Source organism: Halogranum roseipondis (genome assembly GCF_059695585.1).
Genome location: NZ_CM185235.1, coordinates 381,558 through 393,459, shown reverse-complemented (window position 1 = coordinate 393,459; position 11,902 = coordinate 381,558). Strand labels below are relative to the sequence as shown.

The window sequence follows — 11,902 nt, the reverse complement described above, 5'->3', positions numbered from 1 at the left end:
CAACCCCCGGTAAAAAGCTCTCTTTGCGGTTTCACCGCGAAGGCTTGGAAGACACTTCGTGTCTTCCCGTGGAGCAAAAAGGCCGCGAGGCTCGCTTCACTCGCCTCGCGGTACAACACGCTGGAGAGCGACGGCAAACCGCAGAGCGGCGCACAGTCTGACGTCGGTATTCATCTCCTCGGAACAACTGTCACCGCCATTCCGACAAAGAGGAGAATCAGCGCGAACTCGACGCCGAGCAGCGGCAGCGCGCGCACGTAGCCGTCTCCGAACCCGTCGCCAAACCCTTTGCCGAAGATGAAGCCGAAGGTGAGCGCGGTGGAACCGAACGCAACCACCGACGTCACTGATCCGGCGGCCAACGTCCACCCCGTCGACCGTCGGCGTTGCAGATCCGAAATCCCTGCTCCACGGAGACGGAAGAGTAGCCAGAGGGCCAGCGGAAGTGAAAACAGGGTCAAGAGGAGGCCGAGACCGGGACCGGGTGGAGTACTCATCGGTCGAGGTTACGTGGCGTCAGTTGTAGGTTTTCTGCCACCACGGTGAGCGCGTTACGACCGACTGCAGCGTCGACACGAAGAGGACGACGCTCGCGAACTCGACGGTGACGAGGGGGAGTGCGGGACCGTAGCCGTCGCCGAAGGTGTTCGACCATCCGAACCCAGAGAGGAAGCCGTAGAGGAGCAGTCCGTGTCCCAGAATTAGACTCACAGCGACCAGTCCGGCGAGACTCACCACGAGTCGACGCCGGCTGTATCTCCACTTCCGGCGTCGGATTCGGACGTACCACGGGAGGGCCAACGTGAGACAGAGACTCGCGAGAGCCACGTGTATCACGAGGGAGGGTGGCGTCGTCATACGACGATTGCGCTCGAATCCTTTATGTATCTCTTGTCTGTCATGCTGCCGACTCCCGCTGTCTCGATGCAGCGAACACCTCGTTTCGAGTTCTGATTTCGACGATAGCGCTCTTCAACCAGCGAACGGAACGACTTCACTCATCGTCTGTAGATATTGTTCTTCTTTCCATTACTATTAATAGTAACTCTTTTACCTGTGAGACAGTTGTCTCGTGGTACTCGCTCACACCGAACGTGGGTGATGATTCCACATGAATCTCAACAGACGAAACTTCGTGAAAGCTGTCGCAGGCGCCGGACTGTCGCTCTCGGTCGTCGGGACTGCCTCCGCCGAGTCGCGGGCGCGGTACGTCGCCACCGGTGGAAGCAACGTCGCACAGAAGATCGAGCGTGCGGGTTACGACGTCGTCACCGAACTCGCCGGCGGTCGGGTCGTCGTCGTCGACGGCGACGAGGGCGTCGCCGCCGTCGACGGCGTGAAGTCGGCAGTACCGGACCTGAAACTCGCACTCGACGGCCCGGTCCGACAGGCGGCCGCCGAGACGACAGACGAGGAGTTGTACGACCTCCAGTGGGACAAGCAGACGACGAACGTCCCCGAGGCACACGAGACGGCGACCGGTTCGGGGTCGTCCGTCGCCGTCATCGACACCGGCGTCGACGTCGACCATCCCGACCTCGAACCGAACCTGAACCTGGCTGCCAGTCGCCTGTTCCGCGAAGGGAAAGTGCTCGACGGCGAGGACGAGATCGTCCTCCCGAGCGGCGAGCGGACGACTCGGCACGTCGTCGACGACGTCGCGGGTCACGGCTCGCACGTCTCCGGGATCGCCGCGGGCAGCAACGACGGGACGACCGGTATCGTCGGCACCGCCCCCGACGCCGAACTCGTCGGTCTGCGCGTGTTCTACTACGCGACGTACGAGAACGCGGACGGCGAGGAGGTGTTCGGGATGGTGACGACGACCGCCGACATCCTCGCCGCCATCGACTACGCCGCGAACCTCGGCGTCGACGCGATGAACATGAGCATCGGGACGCCACCGCAACCCCCACAGAACAACAGTGAAGGGTATCGCGTCGCCTACCGGACGGTCATCAGCGAAGCCAACAACCAGGGGAGCGTGGTCGTCGTCAGCGCCGGTAACTCCAGTGCCGATCTACAGCACGGGGGGACGTTCACGACGCCGAACAGCGTCAGCGGGGCGCTGAGCGTCAGCGCCACCGGCCCGAACGACGAGCTCGTCTTCTATTCGAACTACGGCACGAACGAGATCGCCGTGGGTGCGCCGGGTGGCGGCTACGAGACGCTAGAGAAGACGCTTGACACGGACGCCGACAGCGACGGCGACCCCGCGTGGCCGTATCCGACCAACCTCGTCCTCTCGTCGGTGCCGCCCGAACTCTACGGGGGAGATGCGTACGCCTACTTCGCCGGGACGTCGATGGCGGCACCGCAGGTGACTGGCGTCGCGGCGCTTGTTCGTGAGGCGGCCCCCGACGCGAACGTCGACCAGGTCGAACAGGCGATCCAGCAGGGTGCGACCGGTGCGAACGGACGGGGAAGTACCGAAGTCGGTGCGGGTGTGCTCGACGCCGCGGGCGCACTCGACAGTCTCTGATCCGTCGTCGGACGCCGCTCTCCACGTCTTCGGTCACGGCTCCCCGTGTTCGGCCCGTCCGACGTCCGACCAGTCGACGGGAAGCCGCGACGCCGGTCACCCGTCGTCGTCGCCGACCGGTTCGACCGTCAACCGATACTGCGTCTCGCAGTCGAGACACCTCGCCTCGGGCTGCTCGATGAGTGCGGTGACGAGTACTTCGCCGTACTCGCAGTTCGGACAGTCGTAGGTGAGCGAGTCACCAGCGATGCGGTGTGCCAGCGCGTTCGTGTTCTCGGGAGTCAGGGTTTCCATGTGTGCTCCTCGTTTGGGGGGTGTTCACGATCGTTCGGTGAACGGTCTGGGCGAACTGGTTCAGTCCGTCGGCTGTGTCGACTCTCGGTCTTCGAGGGCGAGGAGTCGCTCGATGTCTTCGCTGTCGAGGACGTCGACGAGACTCTCTCCCTCCTTCACTCGTTTCTGCTCGTCGTCGGTCAGAAACTCCTCGTGACCGTGTTCGGCGAGACGTTCAGCGAGCGTCTGTTCGAGGTCGTCGGGATCGTAACCGGAGATCGGCATACCGGCAATACGATCCGTGTTACCTTATACCACTAGCCATCGGCTCTCGACTCTCGGTATCGCAGTCGGCGTGTCGTCAGAACTGAAAGGCGGAACGGACCACCCAACGTGCGTAAATCGAATAGTGCGATATCAAAATAGAACAGCTGAAGTTAGGCACGTCAGAAATAATCGGTTGGATAAGCCTCAGAATTATACCTTGAACTCCAGAAAGTACTTCCAAGTGATAATCTAAGGAAGTGTAATGACCCTTAGCCCTTCCAGACGGAACTTCCTACGAAGCCTCAGTACTATTTCAGTTGCGGGTTTAGCGGGATGCTCCACACTTGAGATTGGCGAAGACAGCGGTCTTGTAGTAGGCGACATTTCTATTCGGAACGCTCACCCGAATGAGCATACGGTCAGAGTTGAACTCAAGCGTGATAGTGAAATTATCCATGAAACGACAGTCACGGTCGGCGGCGATGGTGGAGTAGAGCGAATTGGAGTATCGTGGCCCTCTACACCTGCTGTATATACGCTCCAGTATGTTGTTTTTGGACCAAACGAGGAGCCCGACATTCGCACGCAAATGTTAACAGCAGATGACAAACAAACCAAGGGCCACGACTGTACTGTTGCGGTTATCACCATAGGGTTCCCAGATGAAAGTCATCCCTATGTGACCGTTGGCACACCGGACTCGTTAGGAGGAAACTGCCCCGAGTAAGAATGAATCTACTACTGAGTTCGACTGCGACGGACGTGACGCGGTGGTCGAGTGTCCAGCCGGTGCCGGACTCAGCGCTGTCGCTCGAACCGGTACGTCAGCACCTCGTCGCTGTCGTCCCACTCGAAATCGCCTCGGTGGACGCGCTCCATCCGCTCTTTGTACGCCGCCAGCGACTCTGACCCCTCTCTCCGTGCGTCCTCGTCGGTGAACTCACCGAGCGTTCGCCGTTCGACGCTCGCCACCTCGAACGTCTCGCCTTCGATAGTGAAGACGTCTCCCTCCTCGGCGTAGCGGTTGCTCGCACCGCGGGTGAGTTGCGTGATATCGCCCTCCAGTACGGACTGTTTCACGCGTGCGTTCGGGAGCAGGCTGTCGACGTCGATCTCGGTCATACCGTCTCTCGGGACGGACGAGACAAAAAGGTCACCTCGCCGGCGATCCCGAGGCGAAGAGCGGGTGAATCTCACGGGTTTCGTTCAGCAACAAAAGGCCCACGCCTCCGGAGAACTCGTCTGTCAACCACCCTTTTAGACGGCTTCGACACCAAGATAGGGGTATGCCAGCGACAGGCGACAGCGCACCTGACTTCACGAACAAGGTCGCGAACGGAGACGTCGAGGAGTTCACCCTCTCGGAGCACACCGGTGACGGGCCGGTCGTCCTGGCGTTCTTCCCCGGTGCGTTCACGCCGCCGTGCTCGAACGAGATGGTCGCCCTCGAGGATCATCTCGACGAGTTCGAAGACGCCGGCGCGTCGGTGTACGGGGTGAGCGCCGACTCGCCGTTCAGTCTCAACGCGTTCCGCGACGAACACGACCTCTCGTTCCCGCTCGTCAGCGACATGAGCCGCGAGACCATCGGAGCGTACGAACTGGAGACCGACATCGCGGACCTGGGACTGTACGGCGTCGCCAACCGCGCCGTCTACGTCCTCGACGACGACGGCACCGTCACCTACGAGTGGGTCGCCGACAGCCCGGAGAACGAACCGGACTACGACGAACTCGTCGACGCCGTCCAGTCGGCGTAACCCACTACTTTCGGGCTCGCGACCGACGGTCACCGATACTCCGTCTTTCTCCAACCGATCCGGCGAGCGACAGCGACCACTCTCCCGTGTCGGTTCCCGTTTTCGCCCGGAGCGTAACCGTCGACAGCTCCAGTCGTTCCGGCGGCGGTTCTCTGGTTCCGATCGGTGTCGGTACGCGGCGGCTCAGTCCATCGGGTTGCGAATCAGCTGGCCGTGTTCTACCTTCATACACCGGTCGTAGACGACGTCGAGACCCGCCGCCTCCGCCTCGCGTGCTGCCTCGTCGTTCCGAGTTCCGGGCTGCATCCAGACCGCCTCGACGTCGTTACGGGCGAGCGCCTGCTCGACGATCTCCGGGGCCTCCTCGCTCGGCCGAAAGATCTCGACGACGTCGACGGCCTCCGAGACGGCGGCGAGCGAGTCGGCCGCCGACTCGCCGAGTATCTCGTCTGCGTTCGGGTTGACCGGTCGAAGCTCGTACCCGTGACGCTGGAGATACGCCGGCACGATGTGAGACGCTTTCTCGTACGACGTCGACGCGCCGACCACTGCGACCCGGTCGTACCCCAGAATCCGACGGAGTCCGTCGGCGTCTTCGATTGGCAGACAGTCGAATCGAGGAGGGAGAAAATCAGTGTACCGTCAGATCGGACGAACCACACTCGAGGACGCCTACACCGCTGCTCCGAGAGGACGTACAACCCTATTTGCTATCGCAGCTATTGGTTTATCGGGTGTTACCTGTCTCGTGGTACCTGTTTCGTGGTACCACGCCGGAAGCGGCAGGATACTACCCGGTCGCAACCCCTTTTCGGCTTACGTCCCTCCTGTCGTGTATGTCGCAACGAGAACTCTCGGCCGACACCGTCGAGCGCGCGAACGGGATGCCGATGCTCGGCCTCGGAACGTGGGAGAACACCGAGGACGGCCAGTGTGCGGAGTCCGTACAGACCGCACTAGAGATGGGTTACCGTCACATCGACACCGCGCAGGCGTATGGCAACGAGGAGCAGGTCGGCGAGGGGATCGCCGCCGCCGACGTCGACCGGGAGGAGATCTTCCTCGCGACGAAGGTCTGGATCGACCATCTCGACCACGACGGCGTCGTCGAGACGACGAAGGAGAGTCTCGACAAACTCGGCGTCGACAAGGTCGACCTCCTCTACGTCCACTGGCCGTCGCGGACGTACGACCCCGAGGAGACGCTCGGCGCGTTCAACGAACTCGTCGACGAGGGGCTCGTCGACCGGATCGGTATCAGCAACTTCCAGCCCGAACAGATGGAAGAGGCCGTCGACGTCTCCGAGGAACCGATCTTCGCCAACCAGGTCGAACTCCACCCGCTGCTTCCGCAGGATGAGATCCGCGCGAAGGCCGACGAGCTCGACATCGAGGTCGTCGCGTACTCGCCGCTCGCCCGCGGAGAGATCTTCGAGAACGAGACCATCCATGAGGTCGCCGAGAAACACGACGCCAGCGCCGCACAGGTGAGTCTGGCGTGGCTCCGTGAGAAGGGCGTCACCGCCATCCCGAAGGCGACGAGCGAGGACCACATCCACAACAACTGGGAGTCGCTCGCGGTCGACCTCGACGACGAAGACATCGAGAAGATCGACGCGATCGACGAGACCAACCGTCGCGTCGACCCCGACTTCGCTCCCTGGTAGCGCGACGCGCCGACGAACACGACCGCTCTTTCGTTTCGGAAAAGCATACATTTACGTTATCCGACCAGACACTCCTGGTCGATGGAGTCGACACGGCCGGGCATCCTCGGTGCGATCCGGATCGATCTCGCACGTCTCCACGCGACGTGGATGGAGCTACTCTTCCCGCGACAGCTCGATCCGAGTCGCGTGCTGGGGAAGTGGCACCCCGAGACGACAGCGGAGAAGACGGGCTACGTCGGCTGGGCGACGATCGGCCTCCCGCTCGTCGTCTTCGGTTATCCGCTGCTCCTCGCGGGGATGCTGATACGGTTCCACGCGCGCCGCCTCGACAGCGCCGGCGCGCGTCTCGGCGTCCTCGGCGTCGGGCTCCTCTCGCTGGTCGTCTGGGGTGGACTCACCGTGATCGCTCACCTGCGGTTCTCACAGAGCGGCTTTCTGGCGGTGTTCGCCGCGAGCGTCGTCGCCACGGTGGCGGCCGCACTCGCCGTCGTCTTCGGCCGGGTCGGCGGTCGAGCCACGAGCGTGCTCCTCGCGTATCCGACCGGGACGACAGCACTGTTCCTCCCACCAGTAGTCGCCGCACTCTACTCCCCGTCGGTGGCGAGTGTGATCTTCCCGAACAGCCAGTCGCTGGCTGTCTGGCTCCTCGACACCGTGCTCTCCGTCGGCGGGTTCGACGTCCTGCTCCGCCAGCGGTTCGATCTCCGGGGCGTCGCCTACGTCGCGATGTGGTTCGGGCTCGCCGTCCCGCTGGGGTGGCTGTTCGGCGTCGTCGTCACGCTCGCAGACGTGGTTCGCCCGCGAACCGGCCGGCTCTGACGGGAGCGACAGGCTCTGCCCGCACAAGGCTTACTCTCGTTGCTCGTCATCGTCGGCGGAACTGTCACCAGCCGATGCCACAGGGCGTAAGCATCGGCGTCAGCGTCGGCATTGCGCTGTTCGGCGTGCTCGCGCTCGTCGTCGGCATCAAACACGGCGAGTACCGCGCGACTCGCTGAACTGCCTCGTCGACGACACATCGACGGTGTCACCGACGCCGTCGCTGCAGCCGACGGACGGCGTCGACGAGTTCCTCCGGCCGCCTCGACCCGACGACGAGCCGTCGGGTCTCACCGTAGACGAGTTCGACGCCTTCCTCGCCGCCGACGTTGTACGACCGGGGCGAACCGAGTCCGACGTGGACTCCCCAGCGACCGAGCGGCGTCGCCGGACGGTAGACGTGACGCTCGACGTGTCGGATCTCGTCGAGAGAGATCCGCTTCCGGCGCGTGAACGGGGGGAAACTGACGGTCACTTCCTCGTCGGTCACCTCGGTCGTCAACCGCGTCGCTCCGAAACCGGCGACGAGTACGACTGCGACGGCGACACAGAGTAGTCGTGTGGCGAGCGTCTGTGCCTCGCTCACGCCGAACGCGAGAAAGACGGACGCCGTCGCGACGACGAGAAGCCAGAGCGACGGCTGGCGGAACCGCTGCACTTCCCGGTACACCGTCTCCGACGTCACGTGTTAACAGAGGTCACCGACCGGCAAAAGCCGCGCGGACGTACAGTCGGCCGCTCACTGGTCGACGACGTCGTCGAGCGTCTCGTCGCTCATCCGCGCGGTGACGCTGACGCCGATCAGACTGACGACGAGCCCGGAGACGACGAAGACGGCGAGCCGTTCGGTCGGCGAGAGGACGAGTCCGTTCGGCAGTCGGAGCTGTGCCAGGACCGACTCCTGTTCGAGGAAGTACCCCGAGAACCCGCGGACGACCAGGCCGACCGCGACGACGCCGAACGGGAGATTGAGGTAGGGAGCTCTCGCGCCCTCCGACTGGATGAACTCGTCGAGCAGTCGTCCCGTGCTCGCAGTGAGGGCGGCGAGCGCTAGCCACGGGACGCTCCGGTACGCGAACAGGAGCACCTGAACGTACTCGGCGTCGATCCCTACCCCCTGGGCGGCGAGCGCGCCGAGGAAGACGCCGACGAGCGCCAGCCCCGCCGCGACGACGTAGGTGACGATCGACACCTGACCCGAGTAGAGCGCGTCTCGGCCGCGTTCGACGGCCGTCGCGAGCCGGTCGTCGATCGCCAGTCCCTTGTAGAGGAGGACGGCCCCGAGCAGCGACGCGAGCGCCGCGAGCGCGACCTCCGGGCCGAACTGTAGGAGGAGCAGCGGCAGGAGTAAGAGACCGATGCCGAGCGGGACCAGTACGGTCGAGCGGAGCTCTTCGTCGCCGAGAAACTGCTTCAGCAAGTAGTAGGTCGACTCGATGTCGTGCGCCTGCCGGACGACGACGCGGTCGACCGAGTCGACGGTGAGTCGACTCTCCACGATGGGGACCACCCGTTCGTCCTGTGCGCTGTCGATGACGACGATCGCCGAGTCGAGATCGTACGTCTCGACGAGCTGGTCCAGCTGGCCGGCGACTGATCGGTCCGTGCCGACGAGCGAGTCACCGACCCCGCCGACGACGGCGACGACGGCGTCCTCCTGTTCGTCTCGGAGGTCGCGTGCGACGCGGAGCGACTCGAGCAGACAGTTGACGCTCGAATCCTCCGGATCTGCTAGCCCGACGTCCGTCACCAGTGCGTGGACCGCCTCCCACCCCGCGACCGGCAGTTCGAGGCCGGTCTTCTGACTGATGTCGTTCGATCGGTCGACACAGACGACCAGCGTGGTCACGTCTGTGGCGTGGTCGGCACGTGTGAAAACCCTCCCGGTCGGTTCACAGGCGGAAGTCGAACCCGTCGTCCGGGCGCACGGCGCTCGCGACGCCGGCACCGAGCGCGAAGGCGACGGTCGCAGCGCCGCCGCGGAGCCGATCGGTCAACCCCCGCTGTGGTTCGAACGCCGAGACCGACACCTCCTCGCCGAGCAGCTCCTCGACTCGCCGCTCGACGTCGTCGCGCGTTCCGAGCTGGTCGACCAGTCCGAGTTCGAGCGCCTCCTCACCGAGGTAGACGCGCGCCTCCGTATCGCGGATCGCCGCGGGGTCCATGTCGCGTCCCTCCGCGACGCGCTCGACGAAGTTCTCGTAGTAGTCGTCGATGATCCCCTGGAGATACGCCCGTTCGTCCTCGGAGAGTTCCTTCAGCGGCTGACCCGCATCCTTGTACTTCCCGGCGGCGAACCGTTCGTAGGACACGCCCAGTTGGTCTGCGAGCTCCGAGACGTTCGGGCGCGAGCCGATGACGCCGATACTGCCGACGATGCTCGCGTCGCGCGCCCACAGTTCGTCACAGCCGCTGGCGATCCAGTAGCCGCCGCTCGCACAGACGTCCGTCGTGTACGCGATCGTCGGGCCGTCGAACGCCGCCGCGGCGTGTCGGATGTCGTCGCTCGGGACGACCGCCCCACCCGGCGTGTCGAGTTTGACGAGTAGCGCCTCCGCGTGAGGGTCGTCGTCGGCCGACTCGACGAGGTCGACGACCTCGTCCGCGCTCGCGCCGCCAGGACGCGTCGGGAACGACCCGGGACTCCCGTCGCGGGAGATCGGCCCCTCGACGGCGACTTCGGCGACGTTGTAGTCCGGGAATCGCTGGCTGGCGATCCGACTCCCGAGTCTGACGCCGTAGAGGACGGTCCCGACGACCAAGAGGACGCCGAACAGCTCGGCCAGATCGGTCGGGAAGCCGACGAACAGCACCCAGCCGACGACGCCCGCGACGACCGCCGCCGCGAGGACGACCAGCACTCTCCCGACGCGCGTCGCTCCGTCAGCCACGACAGCTCACCTGTGTACTCATGGCTACCGCTCGGGGCGCGGGCGGTATAAAACTAAAAGCGAGAGACGAAAACGTCGAACTTAGAGCAGCCCCGTCTTCTGGAGCTTCATCAGGTCCTCGGTGTCGAGGGTTTCGCCTTCCTTGAACTTCTGGTAGATCTCTTCGGCCTCGGCCTTGGCCTCTTCGCGCTTCTCGGCGCGCTCGTCCTTCCGCTCTTCTTCCTCCTGCTTGTCGAGTTCGCGGAGGCGCTTCTGGACGCGGACGAAGTCCTCGTGGTGGCGGTCGGCGGCTTCCTGTGCCTGCACGAACAGCTCGTGCATCTCGTCGGCCTTGTCACGGATGTCGTCGGCCTCGCGGTAGGCCTCGATCATCTGGTTGTGGTGTTCCTGGGCCTTGTCGGCGAGCTCCGTCACCTTCTGGTGGTGCTGGGACGCCTCCGAACGGACCTCCTCGGCCTCCTCGACGAGCTCCTCGAGTTCACCGCTGTCGTCGACCTTCTCCTTCTTCTGCTGGTACTGCTCGCGCTTGTTCTCGATCTTCTCGATGAGTTCGCGCTCGTCTTCGGTCGAGAGAACCTCGGTCTGCTGGCGGAACTCGAGCTGCTCGATCTCCTCTTTGAGCTCTTCGAGCCCCTTCCCGTCGTCGAGCTCGAGGTCGCCTTTCATCTCCTCGACCTGGTCGAAGAGTTCGTTGGCCTTCGCGTTGAGCTCGTTGCGGCTCTCTTTGTGTTCCTGGACCTGCTCGTTGAGCTCGTCGCGCTTCTCGCGGTGCTCCTGGGCCTCGTCGACCTTTTCGCGCGTCTTGGCGTTCAGGTCGTCGCGCTTGGAGGCGCGCTCGGAGGCCATCTGGTTGAGCTCGTTTCGTCGGTCGCGGAGCTGACCGGCGAGCTTGATGAGTTTTCCTTTAGAACCGCTTTCGAGCTGTTCGTCTGTGAGTTCGACGTTTTTCGACTCGTCGAGTTCCTCGATGTCGAATTCTTCTACTACTGCCATGCTTAATCAAACCTCGATACCATCACCGCTCCGGTGGCGGCGGCTACTCGTCGGAGTGCGACCGGCCGATTATAAGAATTCCCGATCATTCTGCGTGCGATGCCGCCGGAACGCCGGAGGCGCTCTGGTACCCGTACATATACACGACCGACATATAAATACTTCGGTGAGAGCGGTGGGTGAAAATGGCTACCACGCCGCTCGACACGGCCATGTGGGACGTTGACACTATGTCGGTGTGGTATATAAACTCCCGAGCGTCCGTCCCCCCCCCCCCACCAACACGGAACGTCACCCCTTTGCCCACGACCCTCCCTCCTTCGAACATGGAAGAAGTCGTCCACGCGCGCGGACACGAACACGTCTCCGCACAGCACGCGAGTACGTTCGAGGTAACGAGCGACGACTGGCTCACGCCGGCCGGCGACTGTATCCTCGCCGTCGACGCCGACCGCACTCCCGCAGACTTCGACGACGCGTTCGTCGACGCCTGTCGAGACGAGGAGGCGACGATCACTGCCACGTTCGAGGTCGCCGATCTGACGGAGACCGTCGTCGGCCGCGGCCACCCGGAGCTCTCATTCGAGAACGACCGCAGCATGGTCGGCCGCACGAGCGACCACACCGACGACCGGACGTTCATGATCCGGGCCGACGCCGCCGCCGAAGGGTTCGACCGCGAACTCGTCGCCGCGCTCGCCGACGGTGCGGCGCTGACGCTGACCGTCTCGGTCGAGTAACGTCCGC

The 11,902-nt window shown here is 63.9% G+C and carries 17 protein-coding genes; 7 read left to right on the top strand and 10 right to left on the bottom strand.

Annotated features, from left to right (window positions below):
- Nucleotides 1-170: 170 nt before the first annotated feature.
- Nucleotides 171-497: a hypothetical protein gene (locus tag EOHIBHHM_RS02185; protein WP_497254190.1), complete on the bottom strand. Its 327-nt coding sequence runs from the start codon at nucleotides 495-497 to the stop codon at nucleotides 171-173.
- Nucleotides 498-516: 19 nt separating this feature from the next.
- A complete protein-coding gene (locus EOHIBHHM_RS02180) occupies nucleotides 517-711 on the bottom strand; it encodes a hypothetical protein (RefSeq protein ID WP_497254188.1) in 195 nt (64 codons plus the stop codon).
- Between the two features lie 400 nt (nucleotides 712-1,111).
- Between EOHIBHHM_RS02180 and EOHIBHHM_RS02175 the strand changes: the two genes are divergently transcribed.
- Nucleotides 1,112-2,482, top strand: coding sequence for a S8 family peptidase (locus tag EOHIBHHM_RS02175; RefSeq protein ID WP_497254186.1), 1,371 nt, complete (start codon nucleotides 1,112-1,114; stop codon nucleotides 2,480-2,482).
- 96 nt (nucleotides 2,483-2,578) lie between these two features.
- On the opposite strand, the gene EOHIBHHM_RS02170 is transcribed toward EOHIBHHM_RS02175, so the two are convergent.
- On the bottom strand, nucleotides 2,579-2,776 hold the full coding sequence (locus EOHIBHHM_RS02170; protein WP_497254184.1) for a hypothetical protein: 198 nt from the start codon (nucleotides 2,774-2,776) through the stop codon (nucleotides 2,579-2,581).
- Between the two features lie 60 nt (nucleotides 2,777-2,836).
- The gene (locus EOHIBHHM_RS02165; protein WP_497254182.1) at nucleotides 2,837-3,040 is read right to left on the bottom strand and encodes a DUF8027 family protein; all 204 of its coding nucleotides are present in this window, start codon (nucleotides 3,038-3,040) and stop codon (nucleotides 2,837-2,839) included.
- A 244-nt stretch (nucleotides 3,041-3,284) separates the two neighbouring features.
- Here EOHIBHHM_RS02165 and EOHIBHHM_RS02160 point away from each other — a divergent pair, with 244 nt between their 5' ends.
- Nucleotides 3,285-3,749: a hypothetical protein gene (locus tag EOHIBHHM_RS02160; protein ID WP_497254180.1), complete on the top strand. Its 465-nt coding sequence runs from the start codon at nucleotides 3,285-3,287 to the stop codon at nucleotides 3,747-3,749.
- A 71-nt stretch (nucleotides 3,750-3,820) separates the two neighbouring features.
- Here EOHIBHHM_RS02160 and EOHIBHHM_RS02155 read toward each other — a convergent pair whose 3' ends face one another.
- Nucleotides 3,821-4,144: an ASCH domain-containing protein gene (locus EOHIBHHM_RS02155; protein WP_497254178.1), complete on the bottom strand. Its 324-nt coding sequence runs from the start codon at nucleotides 4,142-4,144 to the stop codon at nucleotides 3,821-3,823.
- A 164-nt stretch (nucleotides 4,145-4,308) separates the two neighbouring features.
- Between EOHIBHHM_RS02155 and EOHIBHHM_RS02150 the strand changes: the two genes are divergently transcribed.
- Complete coding sequence (locus tag EOHIBHHM_RS02150) at nucleotides 4,309-4,782, top strand: redoxin domain-containing protein (protein ID WP_497254176.1); 474 nt, start codon at nucleotides 4,309-4,311, stop codon at nucleotides 4,780-4,782.
- 183 nt (nucleotides 4,783-4,965) lie between these two features.
- On the opposite strand, the gene EOHIBHHM_RS02145 is transcribed toward EOHIBHHM_RS02150, so the two are convergent.
- Nucleotides 4,966-5,388: a CoA-binding protein gene (locus EOHIBHHM_RS02145; RefSeq protein WP_497256882.1), complete on the bottom strand. Its 423-nt coding sequence runs from the start codon at nucleotides 5,386-5,388 to the stop codon at nucleotides 4,966-4,968.
- A gap of 230 nt (nucleotides 5,389-5,618) precedes the next feature.
- Here EOHIBHHM_RS02145 and EOHIBHHM_RS02140 point away from each other — a divergent pair, with 230 nt between their 5' ends.
- From EOHIBHHM_RS02140 to EOHIBHHM_RS02130, 3 genes are all read left to right on the top strand, one after another.
- Complete coding sequence (locus EOHIBHHM_RS02140; RefSeq protein ID WP_497254174.1) at nucleotides 5,619-6,449, top strand: aldo/keto reductase; 831 nt, start codon at nucleotides 5,619-5,621, stop codon at nucleotides 6,447-6,449.
- 81 nt (nucleotides 6,450-6,530) lie between these two features.
- Nucleotides 6,531-7,271: a hypothetical protein gene (locus EOHIBHHM_RS02135; RefSeq protein WP_497254172.1), complete on the top strand. Its 741-nt coding sequence runs from the start codon at nucleotides 6,531-6,533 to the stop codon at nucleotides 7,269-7,271.
- Nucleotides 7,272-7,345: 74 nt separating this feature from the next.
- Nucleotides 7,346-7,450, top strand: a complete 105-nt coding sequence (locus EOHIBHHM_RS02130) for a DUF7333 family protein (protein ID WP_497254170.1) — start codon at nucleotides 7,346-7,348, stop codon at nucleotides 7,448-7,450.
- A gap of 29 nt (nucleotides 7,451-7,479) precedes the next feature.
- On the opposite strand, the gene EOHIBHHM_RS02125 is transcribed toward EOHIBHHM_RS02130, so the two are convergent.
- From EOHIBHHM_RS02125 to EOHIBHHM_RS02110, 4 genes are all read right to left on the bottom strand, one after another.
- Nucleotides 7,480-7,956, bottom strand: coding sequence for a hypothetical protein (locus tag EOHIBHHM_RS02125; RefSeq protein ID WP_497254168.1), 477 nt, complete (start codon nucleotides 7,954-7,956; stop codon nucleotides 7,480-7,482).
- Between the two features lie 54 nt (nucleotides 7,957-8,010).
- Entirely contained in the window at nucleotides 8,011-9,120 is a 1,110-nt protein-coding gene (locus EOHIBHHM_RS02120) for a DUF373 family protein (RefSeq protein ID WP_497254166.1), read from the bottom strand.
- Between the two features lie 43 nt (nucleotides 9,121-9,163).
- A complete protein-coding gene (gene sppA, locus EOHIBHHM_RS02115) occupies nucleotides 9,164-10,162 on the bottom strand; it encodes a signal peptide peptidase SppA (RefSeq protein WP_497254164.1) in 999 nt (332 codons plus the stop codon).
- Nucleotides 10,163-10,243: 81 nt separating this feature from the next.
- A complete protein-coding gene (locus EOHIBHHM_RS02110) occupies nucleotides 10,244-11,155 on the bottom strand; it encodes a coiled-coil protein (RefSeq protein ID WP_497254162.1) in 912 nt (303 codons plus the stop codon).
- 326 nt (nucleotides 11,156-11,481) lie between these two features.
- Between EOHIBHHM_RS02110 and EOHIBHHM_RS02105 the strand changes: the two genes are divergently transcribed.
- The gene (locus tag EOHIBHHM_RS02105; protein ID WP_497254160.1) at nucleotides 11,482-11,895 is read left to right on the top strand and encodes a DUF371 domain-containing protein; all 414 of its coding nucleotides are present in this window, start codon (nucleotides 11,482-11,484) and stop codon (nucleotides 11,893-11,895) included.
- Nucleotides 11,896-11,902: the final 7 nt, after the last annotated feature.